An 18,566-nucleotide genomic window follows, 5' to 3' on the forward strand; every position below is an offset into this window, starting at 1 on the left:
TCCGGCCCCAGATGCCGGGGCCAGACGGCGGCCCCAGGTGCCCGGGCCGCAGGCACCGGGCCCCAGACGCCGGCTCACCCGGGAACGGGCGGCCCGCCCGGCCCCGTGAGCGCGGCCGGTACCCGATCGGTGGGCGGGGCCTGCCCGGCGGGCGTGGCATCCGGCGCGCGGGCCCAGCGTCCGGCGAGCACGGTGCCGACCACCAGCTGGAGCTGGTGATACGCCATCAACGGCAGGACCAGCAGCCCGGCCTGGGGCCCGAAGAGCACGGTGGCCATCGGCAGGCCGCTCGCCAGGCTCTTCTGCGAGCCGCACAGCACCGCCGCGATGGTGGCTGGCCGGTCGAGCCCCAGCAGCCGTGCACCGAGCCCGGTGACCGCGAGCGAGGTGGCCAGCAGGGCGAGCAGCACCGCGAGCAGGCCGAGCAGGGCGCCCGGGGTGGCCAGGCCCCAGCTGCCCTGGGCCGTCGCCGCGCTGAACGCGGTGTAGACGACGAGCAGGATCGAGCCCCGGTCCACCGGCGTCAGCACCCGTCTGTGCCGGGTGAGGAAGGCGCCGATCCACGGCCGCAGCACCTGCCCGAGCAGGAACGGCGCGAGCAACTGGGCCCCGATCCGCAGCAGCCCCTCGGCCGACAGCGCGGTGTGCACGTCCAGGAGCCAGGCCGCCAGCAGCGGGGTCAGCAGCAGCCCGGCCAGGCTGGAGTACGTCCCGGCGCAGATCGCCGCCGGGACGTCGCCCCCGGCGGCGCCGGTCAGTGCCACCGAGGACTGCACCGTCGACGGGAGCAGGCAGAGGAACAGCACCCCGGTCTGCAACTGTCCGCTGAGCGGGACGGGTGTGAGCAGCGCGGTGGCCGCCCCGAGCAGTGGGAAGAGGCCGAAGGTGGCGGCGAGCACCAGCCCGTGCAGCCGCAGGTGGCGCAGCCCGGCCAGCGTCTCGCGGGCGGAGAGCCGGGCGCCGTAGAGGAAGAACAGCAGCGCCACCGCCAGGTTGCAGGCCACTGCCGCCGCCCGCGCCGAGCCCCCGGTGGCCGGAAACAGGGCGGCCAGGCCGACCGCCCCGGCGAGCGCGGCCAGGTACGGGTCGAGCCGGCGCGGCCACAGCCCGCGCCACCGGCCCCGGCGGGTGGTGTCGTCGGTCATCGGCCACCCCCGATCGCCGCCCCGCCCGGGCCGGACCCGAGCAGGCCGCCCACCAGGGACCCGGCGCCGTCGTGGTCGCTGCCCGCCGAGCCGCTGCCGTTCTGGACGTTGGCGGTGCGATCGATCTCCACCCAGGAGTCGGCGTTGGAGTTGTCGACGAGCGTGATCAGCCCCCCGCCCGCCGCCGCGGGCGCCGCCGCGCCGGCGAGCAGGCCGCACGCCCCGGCCAGCCCCAGCGCGGTGGCCCGCAGGACGGCGGCCGCCGGGGGCGGGGCGGGACCGCGCAGCCCGGCCATCACGCCGTCACCCCCGCGAACGGGCGGGAGCGCGCGATGTTCCGCTCCAGCAGTTCGGTGGACTCCCGCACGCCGATCTGCCGGCTCTCCCCGGCGCCGGCCGGCAGCCGCCCGTCGGCCACCTTCAGCCCGGCCAGCGCCTCGTCCATCGCCCGGTGGGCCGCGAACAGGCAGGGCGTGCTGTAGATGGCGACGTCCACCCCCAGCTCGGTCAGCTCGGAGAGCGACAGCCGGGGGGACTTGCCGCCGGCGATCTGGTTGAACAGCAGCGGCTTGTCGCCGACGACCCCCCGGATCCGCCGGATCCAGTCCTCGCTGCGCACCCCGTCGACCAGCACCACGTCGGCGTCGGTGGCGGCGAGGGCCCGGGCGCGGCGCAGGATGTCCTCCTCCTCGGTGGCGTCGGTGCGGGCGACCACCAGGAGGTCCGTCCGGTTGGCGAGGACGAGGTCCAGCTTCTCCAGGTACTCCTCCAGCGGGAGGACCTGTTTGCCGTCGGCGTGGCCGCAGCGGCGCGGCCGTTTCTGGTCCTCCAGGATGACGCCGGACGCGCCGATGCGTTCGAGCCTGCGCACGACGTGGCAGGCGACCTCGGGATCGACGTAGCCGTCGTCGATGTCGACCAGGAGATGGTGCCGGGGGAAGGCGCCGCGCAACCGTTCGACGAAGCCGACCATGTCCGGCCAGGCGATGAATCCGATGTCGGGCAGGCCGTAGTAGGAGGCGGCGAAGCCGAATCCGGAGACGAACATGCCGTTGTAGTGCTCGGCCGCGATGGAGGCCGAGTACATGTCGTAGACGCCGATGAGGGGCGTGGCTCCCGGGCTCGCGATCTCCTCGCGGAGCCGCTGCCCGTGGCCCGACGCCGTGGTTCCGTGGAACATGACCTTCTCCTCACTCGCGGTGGCTTTGCCCGAACTTGGTCTTCCCTAGACCAAACTGAGGTGCCATCACTATGTGGCCTTTAACATTCCGTGGGCAAATCTTTAAGAGAGATTCACTCATTCGAGTGAGGCGTGGAATTGAATATATGTCAGACATATGAAAAGGGCGGTGGCGTGGAAGATCCACGCCACCGCCCTGATCCGATCGGCCCGGTCGCCGGAGAATCCCCCGCCCTCGGCGATGGGCGGCGCGTAGCCGTAGCCGTGGCGGGGGGAGTTGCGGGCGCGCGTCGGCGCGCCGGTGCGCCGGTGCGTCAGGACGCCGGAACGGGGCGGACGGCGCGGCGCTCGCGCAGCGTCCGGAGCACCCGGCGGGTCGCCCGGGTGGCGACCGGCGGCAGCAGGTCCAGCGCCAGCCGGCGCGAGGTGGACTGCTGGACGGGGGCCTTGACCTGGTAGTTGAGCCGCAGCACCGGCTCTCCGGCGATGGTGTCGTCGTCGACCGTGTAGCCCTCGGCCTGCCAGTCGCGGGCGAGCAGGACCTGCCGGACGGCCGCGGCGTCGCCCCAGGTGCCGTAGAACTTCATCGGGGTGAGCAGCACCGGCCGCAGGCCGCCGGTGAAGACCGCCTCCCAGACCGCCGCCGACACACCGGGGGTGTGCTCCGAGCGGTAGTCGTCCAGCGCCACGACGCCGTTGTCGGCGAGCGCCGCCCTGGTCACCGCGATGTCCCCGGCGACGTGCTCGTACAGGTGGGAGGCGTCGACGTGGACGAACCGGCAGCTCCCGGCCGGGATCCGGCCGTCGGCCAGCACCGAGGTGGGCGCCTGCACGATCTCCGGCAACTCGCCGTGGAAGGCGAGGTAGTTGGCCTCGAAGGCGCTCCGGGTGAGGGTCTTGCGGTAGGACATCGCCATCTCGGCGGCGTTGTCCGCGTCGCCCGCCTCGGAGTCGAACAGGTCGCAGACGGTCAGCCGTTCGCCGGTCTGGAGGTGGTCGCCGAGCAGGACGGCGCTGCGGCCGAGGTAGCTGCCGAGTTCGAGGATGTCGCCGGTGGCGCCCGCCGTGGTCTGGGCCGCCAGCAGGTGGCCGAAGGCCGCCCGGTCGAGACGGAAGAACCAGCCGGGGATGTCGTCCCGGGTCAGTGGCGCGGGGCGGGTGGCTGTGGTCTCGGCGGTGGGCACGGCGGCCTCCAGGAGGGCGGGCGGGGCGCGGTGGCGGGTTCACGCCGCGGAGGGGATGCCGTGGACGTGAGGCCGATCATCATAGCGACGCGGAGGCCGACTGGGAGCCGGTTCGCAACGGCACGATTTCGCGCGTTCGCGCTGCTGTGCGAAGACGCGCGCCGGGTCGCATCCCCGGCCTCACGGGTCAGTGCGCGTGGCCGTCCAGCTCGGTGATGGTCTCCATCAGCCAGGCCCGCTCGGCCGCCGTGGAGGCCCGGGCGACCAGCAGCATGCCGCGCCGGAAGGGGTTCGGCTCCAGCTCGGCGGTGACCGCGCGGCCCTCGCCGTCGTGGAAGAAGCTGCTCGACTCGTCCAGGAACGCCAGCCGGCGCCGAAGTACGGCCGCCTGCGCGGGCGGGTCGGCGAGGTGGTGCAGGAAGGCGGCGTGCGCGAAGAAGCGGATCTGGTCCGTGATCTCGGCCTGCTCCGGGTCGGCCAGCCGGCGCCGCAGTTCGGTCCGGCCCTCCTCGGTGAGCTCCAGCGTCTGGCGCGGCGCGGCCCCGCTGCCCGGCTCGGCGCGGCGGCGCAGCAGCCCGGCCTTCTCCAGCCTGGCGATGGCGGGGTAGAGCGCGCCGTCGCTGACCGGCCGGACGTGGCCGGTGAGGCCGGTGATCCGGGACTTGAGCTGGTAGCCGTGCAGGGGCTGGTCGTACAGGAATCCGAGGATCGCGAGGGTCAGCACGGTCGAAGCCCTTTCGTCGGAGTGCGCCCTGTGGCGCGCCCCATGTTACCTCTTGTCGAGGTGCCTCGATAAGAGGTATCTCTACTCGATGTATCCCGCCGGCTGGCCGCTGGTGCTCTCCGTGCTGCTCGGCCTGGGCGCCCAACTCGCCACCTCCGCAGCCCTGTCGGGGCCGCTCGGGGCGACCGGGGTGTGGGCGGGGCCGGCGGTGGGCGCGGCCGTGCAGCTCGGTCTGCTGCCGCTCCTGGCCCGGCGCGGGCCCCGGTGGCCCGCGCCGCCGGCGGAGCAGGGCGGCCGGGCCCTGGAATCGGTCGAATGTTCGACTCCGCTCGCCCGGCTGTGGAACAGTGGAGGCCATGGGACCGACACTTGACGGGCGGCCGCTGCCGTCCCCGCACGCAGACGAACGCGCCATGCTGGAAGGCTGGTTGGAGTTCCACCGGGCGACTCTTGTGCAGAAGGTCGCCGGGCTCGACGACCAGCAGGTCCGGCTGGCGGCCGTCCCGCCGTCGACGATGACGCTGCTCGGCCTGGTCCAGCACCTCGCCGAGGTCGAACGCACCTGGTACCAGCGGGTGCTGGCCGGCCGGGAGGCGCCGCCGCTGTACGGCGCGGACGGCGAGGGCGGCTACGCGCTCACCCCGGAGCGGGGGATGCCCGAGGCGCTGGCCGACTGGCGGGCGGAGGTCGAGCAGGGCCGCGAACTGACCGCCGCAGCGGCGCTGGAGGACGCCGGACGCCTCTCCGAGCGGGCGGCGGCCGTGTTCGGCTCGGAGACCGTCTCGCTGCGCTGGATCCTGGTGCACCTGATCGAGGAGTACGCCCGCCACAACGGCCACGCGGACCTGCTCCGGGAGAGCATCGACGGCCTCACGGGCGTGTGACGGCTCCCTGGGGGAGGGCCCCGGGAACCGGACCGAGGTGGGCGTCCAGGGCGGCGCGCAGCAGCGGTTCGACGTCCTCGCCGCCGGTGATGAGCCGCAGGCTGCCCCAGGCGCGCAGTTGGGCCAGGCCGTGCAGGTTCGCCCACAGTGCGGCGGCCGCCGGTCCGGGATCGGTGGACTCCGGGCGGGCCTCGCCGACCAGGCGGGCGACGGTGTGGAACATCGGCAGGGTGGTGTGCCGCAGCTCGGCTCCGCTGCCCTCCAGCAGGTCGTGACGGAACATCAGCTCGAACATGCCGGGGTTGGCCGCCGCGAAGCCGAGGTAGGCGCGGGCGAGCGCGTCGAGCCGGGTGCGGGGGGCCGCGCCGGTGGTGGCGGCCAGCGCGTCGGCGCCGGCCAGGGTGTCGGTGAGCCTGCCAAACCCGTGTCGCGCGATGGCGGCGAGCAGTTCGCGGTGGGTGGGGAAGTGGCGGCGGGGGGCTCCGTGCGAGACCCCCGCCTGCCGGGCGATCTCGCGCAGGCCGAGGGCGTGGATGCCCTCCCTGGCCACCAGTTCGACGCCAGCGGCCACCAGGCGCGCGCGCAGGTCCTTCTCCTGATCGGTCATGGGCCTTGTCTACCAGGCCGCTGTAGACAGTGTCTACTCGCGTCGGCGCGGGCGCTCCGGGCAGAATCGGGGGCATGGACGAAGGCGGAGAGGCGGCCTGCTGGCTGGACCGGGTGTGCCCGGAGTGCGGGCGCCTGCGCGAGCGGCCCGGGCCGCAACCGTGCGAGAACTGCGGGGCCGGGAGCGCGGACGGCGAGGCGGGGGCCCGGCAGCCCGCAGCCGAGGGCGAGGCCGAGGCCGCGCCGGAGCAGGACGGCTGACCGCAGCTCCAGGACGGCTCGGCCCCGGCCCGGAACGGCTGAACCCCGGCCCGGAACGGCCCGGAACGGCTGGGCCCCGGTGCGGCCGGGCGGGCCTGACCGGGGCCGCAGGCGTACGGCGGGTTCGGGCTGCTACTGCTGCGGCGGCTGGTCGCGGAACTGGTTCTTCGCCTGCTCCTGGGCGGCGTCCACCTGGCCGCTGTACTTGCCCTGGGTGCGCTCGTCGACGGCGTCCCCCGCCTTGTCGACGGCCCTGTCGGCCTGGTCCTCGTGGCCCTTCAACAGGCCCTTGAGCTTATCCAACATGGACATCTGGTCACGCTCCTGGAAGAGACGGCCCCACCCCTCCAGGATCACCGCCTCCGCCGCCGTCCGCATCCCGCGGCCGCGCGGCGGCCTTGGCAACGTGATGCCGGTCATGTCAAATCGGGAGTTCACGGACCGCCGGAAGGAGTCGCCTTGAAGCCACGAGCCCGCCGCCCGATCTCCCTGCCCCTCCGCCCGACCAGCCCGCTCGACCAGTCCACCCCGATACCGCACCAGCAGCGCCGGGACCAGCGCCTGCGCACCGCCACCGTCCGGAGCGCGGGCGCCGCCCTGATCGTCGCCGCCCTGGCCGCCCCGCTGCTGCTGGCCGGGGCCGGCGGCGCGGCCGCCGACCCGGACCCGGCGCGCAGAGGCGAGCGGCTCGCCGCGCGCCTGGTCGAGGCCGCCGACGCCGAGAGCGCCCACGACACCCTGGCCGCACTCCAACGGATCGCCGACCGCAACGGCGGCACCCGGGTGGCCGGTTCGAAGGGGCACGACGAGTCCGCGCGCTACGTCTACGAGCAGGCCCGCCGGGCCGGGCTGAAGGTGTCCCGGCAGGAGTTCGAGTACACCTTCTTCGAGGCCCGCTCGGAGCGGCTGCAGGTGCTGTCCCCGCAGGCCGAGAGCATCCCGCTGATCGCCATGACGTACTCGCCCGGCGGCCCGGACGCGGGCCTGAATGCCGACCTGGCGGTCGCCCCGGTCAGCGCCGCGACCGGCTGCGCGCCCACCGACTACCCGGCCGGCGCGTTCACCGGCCGGATCGCGCTGATCCAGCGCGGCGGCTGCGGCTTCGCCGTCAAGCAGGCCGCGGCCGCGACGGCCGGCGCGGTGGGCGCGATCATCTACAACAACACCGAGGGCGACCTCAACGGCACCCTCGGGGACCCTGCGGCCGGCAGGATCCCCGTCGGCGGGATCACCCGGGCCGCGGGGGAGGCGCTGGCCGCGAAGGCCGCCGCCGGCCAGGTGCGGCTGAACCTCGACATCCGTACCTTCATGGAGCCGCGCAAGACCTGGAACGTCATCGCCGAGACCAGGGGCGGAGACCCGGCCGACACCGTGATGGTCGGGGCGCACCTGGACTCCGTCCCGGCCGGGCCCGGCATCAACGACAACGGCTCCGGGGCGGCGGGCATCCTGGAGGTCGCGCGCAACCTGACCGTCCACCCGGTGAAGAACAAGGTCAGGTTCGCCTGGTGGTCCGCCGAGGAGTTCGGCCTCAAGGGCTCGGAGGCGTACGTGAAGTCGCTCTCCGAGGCGGACCGGAAGAAGGTCAGGCTCTACCTCAACTTCGACATGATCGCCTCTCCCAACTACGCGCAGTTCGTCTACGACGGCTCGGGCAGCACCGGCGGCGGCGCCGGCCCCGAGGGCTCGGCGCAGATCGAGCGGGACCTCACCGGCTACCTGGACGGCCGGGGCCTGCCGCACGAGCCGACCGCCTTCAACGGCCGCTCCGACTACGGCCCGTTCATCGACGCGGGCATCCCGGCCGGCGGCACCGACACCGGCGCCGAGGTGGTCAAGTCGCCGGCGCAGGAGGAGCGTTACGGCGGCACGGCGGGCGTGGCCTTCGACGCCTGCTACCACAAGGCCTGCGACGGCTTGAAGAACATCGACATGGACGCCTTCGACGTCAACATCGATGTGATCGCGCATGCCGTCGGCACCTACGCCTGGGACCTCTCCTCGCTGAACCGGCCCGTGCCGCCGCAGCACCCCGCCGGCCAGGCGGGTGGCGGCGGCGGTATGAGCGGGGGCCACGCCCACGAGGTGACGGCCTGACGCCCGGGTGGGCCCGCTGCCGTCCTCGGGCGGCGGGCCCACCCGCCCCACCCGCCGGCTCCGCCGTGCTCGTCCGCCATTCGGCCCCTCCTCCCGCTCGCACCCCCGGACCTCACCCCGGACCTCACCCCGGGCCTCGCCCCTGTCCGGCGAGGTTGCGAGCACCGTAGCCGAGGGCACTGACAATTCGGCCCCGGGCCGGGTACGGTGCCGCGCGGAGCGCATCCGCCGAGACCCGGTGGGTGCGTCGAACCCGGTCCTGACACCATGGGGCCGAGATCACGAGACCGTGACACCCTCGGAGGAGTCAGCAACATGAGCACGCACTACGACGTCGTCGTCCTCGGCGCCGGCCCCGGCGGCTACACCGCCGCCGTCCGCTCCACTCAGCTCGGCCTGAAGACCGCCGTCATCGAGGCCAAGTACTGGGGCGGCGTCTGCCTGAACGTCGGCTGCATCCCCTCCAAGGCCCTGCTGCGCAACGCCGAGCTCGCCCACATCTTCACCAAGGAGGCCAAGACCTTCGGCATCAAGGTCGAGGGCCAGGTGACCTTCGACTTCGGCGAGGCCTTCCGCCGCAGCCGGTCGGTGGCCGACGGCCGGGTCAAGGGCGTCCACTACCTGATGAAGAAGAACGGCATCACCGAGTACGACGGCTGGGGCACCTTCGTCGACGACCACACCCTCCAGGTCGCGCTCAGCGGCGGCGGGTTCGACGTCGTCACCTTCGACCACTGCGTCATCGCCGCCGGTGCCACCACCCGGCTGCTGCCCGGTACCAGCCTGAGCGACCGGGTGGTCACCTACGAGGAGCAGATCCTCACCGAGCAGCTGCCGGAGAGCATCATCATCGCGGGCGCCGGCGCGATCGGCGTCGAGTTCGCGTACGTGCTGCACAACTACGGCGTGAAGGTCACCATCGTCGAGTTCCTGGACCGCGTGGTGCCGCTGGAGGACGTCGAGGTCTCCACCGAACTGGCCAAGCAGTACCGCAAGCTCGGCATCGAGGTGCTCACCTCCACCCGGGTCGAGTCGATCGACGACAGCGACCCGAACGCCAAGGTCAAGGTCACCGTCACCAGGGACGGTCAGCAGCAGGTGCTGGAGGCCGACAAGGTGCTCCAGGCGATCGGCTTCGCGCCGCGCGTCAACGGCTACGGCCTGGAGAACGCCGGCGTCAAGCTGACCGACCGCGGCGCCATCGCGGTGGACGGCCGCGGCCGCACCAGCGCCGAGCACATCTTCGCGATCGGCGACGTGACGGCCAAGCTGATGCTCGCGCACGCCGCCGAGACGATGGCCGTGATCGCCGCCGAGACCATCGGCGGGGCGGAGACCATGGAGGTCGACTTCGCCATGATCCCGCGCGCCACCTACTGCCAGCCGCAGATCGCCTCCTTCGGCTACACCGAGGCGCAGGCCCGCGAGCTGAGCCACGACGTCAAGGTCGCCAAGTTCCCGTTCACCGCCAACGGCAAGGCGCACGGCCTCGGCCACCCGATCGGCTTCGTCAAGGTCATCAGCGACGCCAAGTACGGCGAGCTGCTCGGCGCCCACCTGATCGGCCCCGAGGTCACCGAGCTGCTGCCCGAGCTGACCCTGGCCCAGCAGTGGGACCTCACCGTCCACGAGGTCGCCCGCAACGTGCACGCCCACCCCACCCTCGGCGAGGCGGTCAAGGAGGCCATCCACGGCCTCGCCGGCCACATGATCAACATGTGACGCGCACCGCATGACGGCAGGGCCCGCCCGACCTCCCGGGCGGGCCCTGCCGCTTTCCGGCGGCCCCGGCCCCGATGGCGGCCCCGGGCCCCGGCCCCGGCCCCGACTCCGACGGCGGAGGCTGTCCCGCGCCCCGGCTCCGACGGCGGATCAGGCCGACCCGTCCGGCGCCAGGGCGAGGTAGGTGAGCATCGCGCCGAGGGCGGACAGGGCGGCGAGGACCAGCCCGAGGACATGCAGGGCGTCGGTGAACCCGGCGGCCAGGGCGGCTTGGTGCGCCGCGGCCACCCTGCCCTGGACGGCCTGCCCCGCGAGCTGCGCCGCCTCGTCGGCGGCGAGGCCGCTGCCGACCAGGTGCGCGGCGGTCAGCGTGCTGAGCAGCGCGGCGGCCCCGGAGACGGCCACGGACTCCCCGGTGATCCGCATCGTGTTGAAGACGCCCGCGGCGGCCCCGGCGTGCTCGGCGGGGACGGTCCCGACGGCCGCGTCGTCCATCACCCCGAAGGCCAGCCCGACCCCGGCCCCGAACGGCAGCAGCGGCACCGCCAGCGCGAGCCACGACCCGTCGCCGCGCACCGTCACCAGCAGCAGGGAGCCCGCCGCGATCAGCGCGGAGGCCGCGGTCAGCACCGCCCGGACGGAGACGGCGGCGGCGAGGCGCCCGGCCACCAACGGCAGCAGGAGGACGGGCGCCGTCATCGGCAGCAGGAGCAGACCGCTGGTCAGGACGCTCCTGCCGCCCACACCCTGGAGGTAGGCCGGGAGGTAGACCAGCAGCACGACGAACCCCAGGGTGACGGTGAACGGCTGGCACACCACGGCGAGGAACTCGGGTCTGCGGAACAGCCGGACGTCGACCATGGCGCGCCCGGCCCGGCGGACCTCCACCCCGGCGAACAGGACCAGCAGCAGCACCGCGCCCGCCAGCGGCAGCAGCGTGCCCGGCGCCGTCCAGCCGGCGGTGCCGGCCTGCACGAGCGCGTACGACAGCGCGGCGAGCCCGCCGGTGAAGCAGACCACCCCGGGCAGGTCGATCCCGGGGTGGTCCGGGTTTCGGGACTCCGGGGCCCGGGTGGCGCACAACCACGCGGGCAGGGCCAGGACGGCGACGAGCAGGAAGACCGATCGCCAGCCGGCCGCCTCCACCAGCAGGCCGGCGGCCGGCGGCCCGATCGCCAGGCCGGTGCCGAAGGAGGTGCCGAGGATCCCGAAGGCGAGCCGTCGGCGCCGCCCGGAGGTGGACTGGGCCAGGACCGCCGCGCCCGCCGCCAGCACGGCGGCCGCCCCGCACCCCTGCACCGCCCGGGCGGCGTCGGCCACGGCCATCGACGGCGCGAGCGCCACCACCGCGGACAGCGCGCCGACCAGCGCGATCCCCGACAGCAGCACGCGCCGCCGGCCGATCCGGTCCGCGAGGCCGCCGGCCGCCAGCGGCAGCGCGGCGAAGGTGAGGTTGAAGGCGTTCAGCATCCACTGGGCGGCGCCCACCGAGGAGCCCAGCTGTGCGGTCATGCTGGGCAGCGCCACGGCGGCCCCGGTCACCGAGAACGGCAGCATCATGCTGGCGCAGCCGACCGCGGTGACGGTCGCCCAGTAGCCGCCCGGACCGCCGTCCGTACGCGGTGGGGGAGCGGCCGTGCCCGCCGGGTGCTCGGTCCGGGGCGGCGCGGCGCGGCGGGCGCCTTCGGGACGGGCGCCTTCGGGACGGGCGTCGTCGAGGCGGGGAGAAGCAGTCATGGCCCCGATCGTTCGCGGTCGCCGCCGCCGGATGAAGAGAGCCCCGTTCCCTGGGTGTGACAGGGCCACCCTCCGGCCCCCGCACCCCCGGCCGGGCGCCCCATACTGGAACGCATGGCCGAACCGATCACGCTCGCCGCCAGCCTCGGCGACTACCTGCGCACCCGGCGGGCGCTGGTGTCACCCGCGGAGGCGGGGCTGCCGCCGACCGGACGCCGCCGGGTGCCCGGCCTGCGGCGCGAGGAGGTCGCCGAACTGGTCGGCCTCAGCACCGACTACTACGTCCGGCTGGAACAGGGCCGCGCCGAGCGCCCGTCCGACGAGGTGCTCGACGCGCTCGGCCGCGCCCTGCGGCTCGGCCCCGCCGAGCGCGCCCACCTGTACGACCTGGCCCGCCCGCCCCGCCGCTCGGCGGCCAGGACGGCGGGCGCCGGACGGGACGGCGACGCCCTGCGCCCCGCCCTGCGGCGGGTCGTGGAGGCGATGCCGACCACCCCCGCGCTGATCATGAACGACCGCAACGACGTCCTGGCGTGGAACCGGCTGGCCGCCGCGCTGATCGCCGACTTCCCCGAACTCCCGCTGCGCGAACGCAACCTGGCCCGACGGATCTTCCTCGACCCGGGCGCGCCGGACGTCCACCTCGACTGGGAGGACGCCGCGCGCACCACCGTCGGCATCCTGCGGATGGCCTCCGGCCGGCACCCGCACGACCCCGAACTCGTGCGTCTGATCGGCGAACTGGCACTCGGCAGCGCCGACTTCCGCCGGTTGTGGGCCGGCCACCACGTGCACGAGAAGACCCACGGCCCCAAGCGCCTGCGGCACCCCGTGGTCGGCGACGTGACGCTCGACTACGAGACCTTCCAGGCGCCCGGCGCCGCGCGCCACCTCCTGGTCGTCTACACGGCCGCCCCCGGGAGCCCGGCCGAGGAGGCGCTCGCCTTCCTCGGCGGCTTCACGGCCGCCGCCCCGGGCAGGTGAGCCGGGGCCGCCCGGTACCAGCAGCGCCTCCCGGCCGGGGTGCGGCGCTGCCCGGTGGTCCAGCGGGGCGGGGAGGGCGAGGGGCACGGGGACGGGCGCGCGGACGGGACAATGGCGGGCGTGACAGACGTGACGCTGAACCTCTGGCGCCGGCCCCTCGGCGCGGTGCCGGCCGAGGTGTGGGACCGGACCGACCTGACCGTGCTCATCCTCGCCGAGACCGGACTGACCGAACTGCCGCCCGAGGTGGGCAGGTTGCGACGGCTGCGCACCCTTGACCTCGGACACAACCGGCTCACCGGCGTGCCCGCCGAACTGGGCGAGCTGACCGGGCTCGCCGACTTCCTCTACCTGCACGACAACGCGCTGACCGAACTGCCGGCCGCGCTCGGCCACCTCACCGCGCTGCGCTACCTCAACCTCGGCGACAACCGGATCACCGAACTCCCCTCCGCCATCGGCGAGATGACCGCCCTGGTCGAGCTGCGCGCCCAGCGCAACCGGCTCACCGCGCTGCCCGACCGCCTCGGCGAACTGACCGACCTGCGTGAACTCTGGCTGTGCGGGAACGACTTGACCACCCTGCCGGACACCTTCGGCGGCCTCACCGCACTGCGCGAACTCGAACTGCGGGACAACGCGCTCGCCGAGGTCCCGCCGGTGCTCGCCGGGCTGCCGCTGCTGCGCCGGCTCGACCTGCGGGGCAACCGGATCACCGAACTGCCGCACTGGCTGGCCGAACTGCCCGCGCTGGAGAAGCTGGACCTGCGGTGGAACGAGGCGCGCCCCTCGCCGCGGCTGCTCGCCGCGCTCGACGCGCGCGGCTGCGCCGTCCTGTTCTGAGCGGCCGCGGATAAAGATCACCACGGCGGTCGGTGCCCTGTTATCGTGGATCGCATGAAGCGCGCTGCACTCGCCACGACGACGCCGGAGAGAGTCCCGGTGCGCTGACTGCTGACCTAGTCCGAAGCCCCGGGGCGAGTGCCCCGGGGCTTCGCCGTTTCCGGACCACTCGCCCGCCGACCCGAGTGGAGACCACCCCATGCACAACCGCGCCATGCACGACCGCGCCGCGCACGACCACCGCAAGCTCGGCCGCGAACTCGACCTGTTCGACACCGACCCGCTGATGGGCTCCGGCCTGCCCTACTGGCTGCCCGACGGCGCCGCGATCCGGTACACCCTGGAGGAGTTCATCCGCGAGCGCGAGCGGCGGGCCGGCTACCGCCACGTGTACTCGCCGGTGCTCGGCAAGCGCGAGCTGTACGAGATCTCCGGCCACTGGGCGCACTACCGCGACGACATGTTCCCACCCATGGAGCTGGGCTCGGAGGAGATGGTGCTCCGGCCGAGCCTGTGCCCGCACCACGCCCTGATCTACCGCTCCCGGCCCCACAGCTACCGGGAACTCCCTCTGCGCATGGCTGAGTTGGGCGGCATGTACCGCTCCGAACTGTCCGGCGTGCTGGGTGGGTTGACCAGGGTCCGGGCGATCCAGCTGAACGACGCGCACGTGTTCTGCACCCCGGAGCAGGCCGCCGACGAAGCCGTCGCCGCACTGGAGCTGATCCGCGCGGCACACCGCGCGCTCGGCATCGAACCGGTCCGCTACCGGCTCTCGCTGCCCGGCGCGGGCGGCAAGTACGTGGCGGATCCGGCCCTCTGGGAACGGGCCACCGCGCTGCTCACCGACGTGCTGGAACGCTCCGGCGTGCCGTTCGAGGCGGCGGAGGGCGAGGCCGCCTTCTACGGGCCGAAGATCGACGTGCAGATCGCCGACGGCGCCGGGCGCGAGTTCACCCTCTCCACCGTGCAGATCGACTTCCACCAGCCCGAGCGCTTCGGCTTGCACTACATCGGCCCGGACGGCGTGAAGCACCGGCCGGTGATGGTCCACCGCAGCGTGATCGGCAGCGTGGAGCGGGTGGTCGCCCACCTGATCGAGCTGTACGGCGGCGCGTTCCCGGCCTGGCTGGCCCCGGCGCAGGTGGTGCTGCTGCCGGTCTCCGAGGGCGAACTGCCGCAGGCCGAGCGGTTCCGGCAGCGCTGCCTCGACCTCGGGCTGCGCGCCGAGGTCGCCGGGCCCGAGCACGGCAGCCTGGGCGCCCGGATCCGGGCGGCGCGCCTGGCGCCGTACCAGGCCGTGATCGGGGCCAAGGAGGCCGTGGACGACCGGGTCGCGCTGCGGCTGCGGGACGGCCGCCGGCTCGAACCGCTGCCCGCGGAGGAGGCCTGGGCGAGGATCGGCGCACTGGTGGCGGCGTGCAGCGCCGACCTCTGGGCGGACGACCCCGCGCGCCGACCGGGCGGGGCGGGTCAGTAGGACTGGAGCTCGATCAGGTGGCCGTCCGGGTCCCGCAGGTGGGCGCTGCGCAGGTTGGGGCCCCACTGCGGCCGGACGGCACGGGGGCGCCTCGCCGAGCAGCTCGCCGAACACGGCCTGCGGCTCTGGGACATGGCCGTGCTGGCCGCGCTCGCCGACTTCGGGCCGCACGCCCAGCGGGATCTGGTCCAGCGGCTGGGCATCGACCCGAGCGACCTCGCCAAGGTCGCCGACCAGCTGGCCGCCGCCGGGTACGTCGAGCGCGTCCGCGACCCGGCGGACCGGCGGCGGGTCTCGGTGTCGGTCACCGACGCCGGGCGGGCGCTGCTCGCGGAGCTGGACGCCCGGGCGCGCGCGGTGCAGGACGAGGTGCTGGCGCCGCTGGACGCGCGGGAGCGGCAGCTGCTGCACGGCCTGCTGCTGCGCGTCCACCAGGGCCAGGGCCAGGGCCAGGGCCGGGGCCAGGGGCCGGGGGAGCGGCGCGGCCTCTGAGGCTCGCTCAGCCGGCCGGCCCGGGGCGGCGGGCACCGGCGAACTCGCCGGCCCAGCGCGGGACGTCGAGGGCGTGCTCGACCCGGGCGACCAGCGTCCCGGTGCGCTCGGCGTGGATCATCGCGCCGTCGCCGACGTGGATGCCGACGTGGTGCAGCGGCGCGTCCGGGCGGGAGAAGAACAGCAGGTCGCCCGGGGCGAGGGCGTCACGCTCCACCGGGGCGCTGCGGTGGAACTGGGCGACGGTGTAGTGCCCGAGCTCGGCGGTGCCGTGGCTGGCCCGGTACCAGCAGTAGAGGGACAGGCCGCTGCAGTCGAAGCCGACCGTGCTCTCGCCCATGCAGACGCCGTCCAGGTAGCCGTTCTCGTCGTCGCAGAAGCCGAGGCTCGCCCCCAGCCGGTCGCCGCCGCCCCAGGCGTACGGCACGCCGAGCTGGGCGGTGGCCACCTCGGCGACCCGGCGGCCCAGGGCGGCGGACGCGACCACGGGGGTATCCGACCGGGCCGTTGATGTCGCCGTCGCGGTCGCCATCGCGGCCGGGGTGAGGGCCGGGGCGAGCCCCGCCCCGAGTGCCAGGCCCAGCATCCGGCGCCGGCGGACCCCGGAGGCCTCGTCGCGGTACGGGGGTCGGGATTCCATGGGGGACCTCCTGGTGTCGGCGCGGCGTCGACCCGCGCGGGTGGCGGCCACCAGGATTCCGGCCGGGCGGGTCGGCCCGCCATCACCCGCAACGGTGAATCGTGGAAGCAACGGCCCTGTGGTGGACGGGGCAGCGCTGGTAAATGGTTTGACGGTCGCTCAGGAGAGGCCAACGATGGGCGCAAACGTTCGGCCACGACCCTTCGGAGTGCCCCTTGAACAGCGCAGTCAAGCTGATCCGCAGCCCCCGCCTCACCTCGGCCGTCGACTACGCCTATGCGGCCCTGGTCGAGGCCCCGGCCCGTTCGCTCTGGCTCGCCGGCGCCTGCCCGCTCGACGCCGAGGGGCGGACGGTCGCCGTCGGCGACTACGCGGGCCAGGCGCACCAGGTGATGCGGAACCTGATAACCGCGCTGGAGGACGCCGGCGCCGGGCTGACGGACGTCGCCCGGACGACGGTGTACGTGGCCTCCGCCGACCAGGCCGACCTGGTCGCGGTGTGGGACGTGTACCGCGCCTACATGGGGGAGCACGACGCCCCCAGCACGCTGCTGGGGGTGTCGGTGCTCGGCTACCACGACCAGCTGGTGGAGGTGGAGGCGGTGGCCGTCCTACCGTGACGCCTTCCGGCCCTCGGGTGTCCAAATGAGGAAACCGATCGTTCGGTTTTTCCCCGAATGTGTGATGTGTGGCGCCGGTGCCGCTTTCGATCGTCCGGCGAAGAAGCAGCGGCCCGTAGGCAAAATGCGGAGGATGCGGGCGGGAGGGAAGGAGCGTTTGAGGCGATTCCCCGGCATCATCTTGTCGTCCGTAGGCCACCGGTAGCTAAGATACGGGGTGTTTGGTTTTGTTTTCCGGGAGCTCTGGGTGGGGTGGTTGCGGTGGTTCGGCAGGAGCGGGCGGTCCGGACGCGTCGGCTGATCCTGGAGGCGGCGGCGTCGGTCTTCGACGAGTTCGGCTACGAGGGCGCCACCATCGGCGAGGTGGTCGCGCGGGCCGGTGTGACGCGTGGTGCGGTGTATTTCCATTTCGCCTCCAAGCGGGATCTGGCCCAGGGCGTCGTCGAGGAGCAGTTCGTCCAGGACGGTGTGCCGGAACGGGTCTGCAAACTCCAGGAGTTCGTGGACACCGGGATGGTGGTGGCCTATCTGATGCCGCGTGATCCGCTGCTGAGCGCGGGGGCCCGGCTCTCCCTGGGGCAGGACGTCTTCGACGACCTCGGCGGCGGCGCGATCCCCGGCTGGATCAGCCGGCTGGAGGCGCTGCTGGTCGCGGCCGGCGAGCGGGGCGAACTGCTGCCGCACGTCGTCCCGGCCGACACCGCGTGGCTGGTCACGGCGGCGTGGACGGGTGTGCAGATCCAGTCGCAGAAGCTCTCCGGGCGCGCGGACTTGGAGCGGCGGGCCGCCGGGCTGTTCCAGCACCTGATGCCGAGCATCGCGGTGCCGGGTGTGCTCGGTTCGCTGCAGATGGGCCCGGACCGCGGTGCCCAGGTGGTCGCCGAGGTGGCGGCCGCCCGCGCGGCGGCGGAGGGCGCCGGGGCGCAGGGTGGGACGCAGGAGGGGGCGCGGTCGGCGGCCCGGGCGGTCGCGGACGAGGTCGGTGTGGGCTGACGGTCCGGCACCGGCCGGAAATCGTTGCGGCTGGTGCGGAGTTGACCGGGGCTCGGCGGCCTCCTGCTCGCGGGAGCGTCCGGGCGGTTTCCGGGCGGTGATCGGCCGGCGGGCGGCTGGCGGCGGGCGCGCAGTGCGGGCGAATTGGTGGCGGCGCGGGATCCATGGGGGTCCGACGCCGCCTTCGGTTTGCCCGCACTCCGCTGCGCGTGGTGGCCGGTTCGTGGCGCAGCGTGGCCGCCGCGCCCGTCTGTCCGAGGCGGGCCGCTCATCCCAAGAAACAAACAGCACGTTCGGTTTTGGATTGACAAACCGCGCGTCCTGTTTTTGACTGGTGACAGTCGCCCTTGGGGTGTCGACCCGGGTGCCAGCCGCGGCGGATCGGCCTGCGGCGTTCCGTGTGATTGGGGTGGTCATCGTGGAAATTAGGGTGCTCGGGGCGTTGGACGTCCGGGTGTGCGGGGTGTCGGTGGTGCCATCGGCGCCGAAACCGCGTCAGGTGCTGGGGCTGCTGGCCTTGCGGGCCGACCAGGTGGTGTCGGCCGGGGTGCTGGCCGAGGAGCTGTGGTCGGGCCGCCCGCCGCGCAGCGCACGCACGACGGTGCAGACGTACGTGCTGCAGCTGCGCGACATGATCGACCGGGCGCTCGGGCAGGTCGGCCCGGCGGCAGGGGTCTCCTGCGCCAAGGACGTGCTGGTGACCTCGCCGGGCGGCTACATGCTGAACAGCGGCGGCGGGTTGACGGATGTCCGGGAGTTCGAGCGCCTGGCCGGCATGGGCTACCGGGCCATGGACGGCGACGACCACCCGCTGGCCGCCCGGATGCTCGGCGAGGCACTCGGACTGTGGCGCGGTCCGGCCTTCGCCGACGTCCCGGCCGGCGGTCAACTCGCCGTCGAGGCCAAGCGGTTGGAGGAGACCCGGCTCTGCGCCCTGGACCAGCGGATCGAGGCCGACCTGCGGCTGGGCCGCC

21 protein-coding genes are annotated in these 18,566 nt (G+C 74.0%); 12 read left to right on the plus strand and 9 right to left on the minus strand.

Going from position 1 to position 18,566, the window contains the following annotated elements:
* Nucleotides 1-74 precede the first annotated feature (74 nt).
* The 5 genes from AB0R04_RS20805 to AB0R04_RS20825 all read right to left on the minus strand — a co-directional run bounded on the left by AB0R04_RS20805 (nt 75) and on the right by AB0R04_RS20825 (nt 4,233).
* The gene (locus AB0R04_RS20805; protein ID WP_363373149.1) at nt 75-1,145 is read right to left on the minus strand and encodes a bile acid:sodium symporter family protein; all 1,071 of its coding nucleotides are present in this window, start codon (nt 1,143-1,145) and stop codon (nt 75-77) included.
* Entirely contained in the window at nt 1,142-1,441 is a 300-nt protein-coding gene (locus AB0R04_RS20810) for a hypothetical protein (protein WP_208869031.1), read from the minus strand. The genes AB0R04_RS20805 and AB0R04_RS20810 overlap by 4 nt, the downstream gene beginning before the upstream one ends.
* Nucleotides 1,441-2,325 carry an isocitrate lyase/PEP mutase family protein gene (locus AB0R04_RS20815; RefSeq protein ID WP_363373151.1) on the minus strand — a complete coding sequence of 295 codons (885 nt, stop codon included), beginning with the start codon at nt 2,323-2,325 and terminating at the stop codon, nt 1,441-1,443. The genes AB0R04_RS20810 and AB0R04_RS20815 overlap by 1 nt, the downstream gene beginning before the upstream one ends.
* 314 nt (nt 2,326-2,639) lie before the next feature.
* Nucleotides 2,640-3,509: a class I SAM-dependent methyltransferase gene (locus AB0R04_RS20820; protein ID WP_363373154.1), complete on the minus strand. Its 870-nt coding sequence runs from the start codon at nt 3,507-3,509 to the stop codon at nt 2,640-2,642.
* Nucleotides 3,510-3,696: 187 nt separating this feature from the next.
* Nucleotides 3,697-4,233, minus strand: a complete 537-nt coding sequence (locus AB0R04_RS20825; protein WP_363373155.1) for a PadR family transcriptional regulator — start codon at nt 4,231-4,233, stop codon at nt 3,697-3,699.
* Nucleotides 4,234-4,321: 88 nt separating this feature from the next.
* On the opposite strand from AB0R04_RS20825, the gene AB0R04_RS20830 reads away from it, so the two are divergent.
* Both AB0R04_RS20830 and AB0R04_RS20835 read left to right on the plus strand, forming a co-directional pair.
* Nucleotides 4,322-4,606 (plus strand): hypothetical protein, encoded by a 285-nt coding sequence (locus tag AB0R04_RS20830; RefSeq protein WP_363373157.1) that lies wholly within the window; start codon nt 4,322-4,324, stop codon nt 4,604-4,606.
* Nucleotides 4,590-5,117: a DinB family protein gene (locus AB0R04_RS20835; RefSeq protein ID WP_363373160.1), complete on the plus strand. Its 528-nt coding sequence runs from the start codon at nt 4,590-4,592 to the stop codon at nt 5,115-5,117. Before AB0R04_RS20830 ends, AB0R04_RS20835 begins: the two co-directional genes overlap by 17 nt.
* Here AB0R04_RS20835 and AB0R04_RS20840 read toward each other — a convergent pair.
* On the minus strand, nt 5,104-5,724 hold the full coding sequence (locus AB0R04_RS20840) for a TetR/AcrR family transcriptional regulator (RefSeq protein ID WP_363373162.1): 621 nt from the start codon (nt 5,722-5,724) through the stop codon (nt 5,104-5,106). The genes AB0R04_RS20835 and AB0R04_RS20840 overlap by 14 nt on opposite strands.
* Before the next feature lie 74 nt (nt 5,725-5,798).
* On the opposite strand from AB0R04_RS20840, the gene AB0R04_RS20845 reads away from it, so the two are divergent.
* Nucleotides 5,799-5,984, plus strand: coding sequence for a hypothetical protein (locus AB0R04_RS20845; RefSeq protein ID WP_363373165.1), 186 nt, complete (start codon nt 5,799-5,801; stop codon nt 5,982-5,984).
* Nucleotides 5,985-6,116: 132 nt separating this feature from the next.
* On the opposite strand, the gene AB0R04_RS20850 is transcribed toward AB0R04_RS20845, so the two are convergent.
* Nucleotides 6,117-6,296 (minus strand): antitoxin, encoded by a 180-nt coding sequence (locus tag AB0R04_RS20850; RefSeq protein WP_363373168.1) that lies wholly within the window; start codon nt 6,294-6,296, stop codon nt 6,117-6,119.
* Between the two features lie 285 nt (nt 6,297-6,581).
* Between AB0R04_RS20850 and AB0R04_RS20855 the strand changes: the two genes are divergently transcribed.
* Nucleotides 6,582-8,081: a M28 family peptidase gene (locus AB0R04_RS20855; protein WP_363373203.1), complete on the plus strand. Its 1,500-nt coding sequence runs from the start codon at nt 6,582-6,584 to the stop codon at nt 8,079-8,081.
* A gap of 315 nt (nt 8,082-8,396) precedes the next feature.
* Nucleotides 8,397-9,803 carry a dihydrolipoyl dehydrogenase gene (lpdA, locus tag AB0R04_RS20860; RefSeq protein WP_363373169.1) on the plus strand — a complete coding sequence of 469 codons (1,407 nt, stop codon included), beginning with the start codon at nt 8,397-8,399 and terminating at the stop codon, nt 9,801-9,803.
* 150 nt (nt 9,804-9,953) lie between these two features.
* On the opposite strand, the gene AB0R04_RS20865 is transcribed toward lpdA, so the two are convergent.
* On the minus strand, nt 9,954-11,540 hold the full coding sequence (locus AB0R04_RS20865) for an MFS transporter (RefSeq protein WP_363373171.1): 1,587 nt from the start codon (nt 11,538-11,540) through the stop codon (nt 9,954-9,956).
* Between the two features lie 114 nt (nt 11,541-11,654).
* On the opposite strand from AB0R04_RS20865, the gene AB0R04_RS20870 reads away from it, so the two are divergent.
* The 4 genes from AB0R04_RS20870 (at nt 11,655) to AB0R04_RS20885 (ending at nt 15,339) form a co-directional block, all read left to right on the plus strand.
* The gene (locus AB0R04_RS20870) at nt 11,655-12,524 is read left to right on the plus strand and encodes a helix-turn-helix transcriptional regulator (RefSeq protein WP_363373174.1); all 870 of its coding nucleotides are present in this window, start codon (nt 11,655-11,657) and stop codon (nt 12,522-12,524) included.
* Between the two features lie 111 nt (nt 12,525-12,635).
* Entirely contained in the window at nt 12,636-13,367 is a 732-nt protein-coding gene (locus AB0R04_RS20875; RefSeq protein WP_363373176.1) for a leucine-rich repeat domain-containing protein, read from the plus strand.
* A 199-nt stretch (nt 13,368-13,566) separates the two neighbouring features.
* Nucleotides 13,567-14,847 carry a threonine--tRNA ligase gene (thrS, locus tag AB0R04_RS20880; RefSeq protein WP_363373177.1) on the plus strand — a complete coding sequence of 427 codons (1,281 nt, stop codon included), beginning with the start codon at nt 13,567-13,569 and terminating at the stop codon, nt 14,845-14,847.
* Nucleotides 14,848-14,901: 54 nt separating this feature from the next.
* Complete coding sequence (locus AB0R04_RS20885; protein WP_363373179.1) at nt 14,902-15,339, plus strand: MarR family transcriptional regulator; 438 nt, start codon at nt 14,902-14,904, stop codon at nt 15,337-15,339.
* Between the two features lie 7 nt (nt 15,340-15,346).
* Here the strand turns inward: AB0R04_RS20885 and AB0R04_RS20890 are convergent, their stop codons facing one another.
* Nucleotides 15,347-15,979, minus strand: a complete 633-nt coding sequence (locus tag AB0R04_RS20890; protein ID WP_363373181.1) for a C40 family peptidase — start codon at nt 15,977-15,979, stop codon at nt 15,347-15,349.
* Nucleotides 15,980-16,194: 215 nt separating this feature from the next.
* Here AB0R04_RS20890 and AB0R04_RS20895 point away from each other — a divergent pair, with 215 nt between their 5' ends.
* From AB0R04_RS20895 to AB0R04_RS20905, 3 genes are all read left to right on the plus strand, one after another.
* Nucleotides 16,195-16,599 (plus strand): RidA family protein, encoded by a 405-nt coding sequence (locus AB0R04_RS20895; RefSeq protein WP_363373183.1) that lies wholly within the window; start codon nt 16,195-16,197, stop codon nt 16,597-16,599.
* A 261-nt stretch (nt 16,600-16,860) separates the two neighbouring features.
* Entirely contained in the window at nt 16,861-17,592 is a 732-nt protein-coding gene (locus AB0R04_RS20900) for a ScbR family autoregulator-binding transcription factor (protein WP_363373185.1), read from the plus strand.
* Nucleotides 17,593-18,010: 418 nt separating this feature from the next.
* The coding region (locus AB0R04_RS20905; protein WP_363373187.1) for an AfsR/SARP family transcriptional regulator at nt 18,011-18,566 on the plus strand (556 nt) is incomplete at its 3' end.

Origin of the sequence: Kitasatospora sp. NPDC056731, assembly GCF_040687675.1 — a bacterium.
In the GTDB taxonomy this organism is placed as follows: domain Bacteria; phylum Actinomycetota; class Actinomycetes; order Streptomycetales; family Streptomycetaceae; genus Kitasatospora.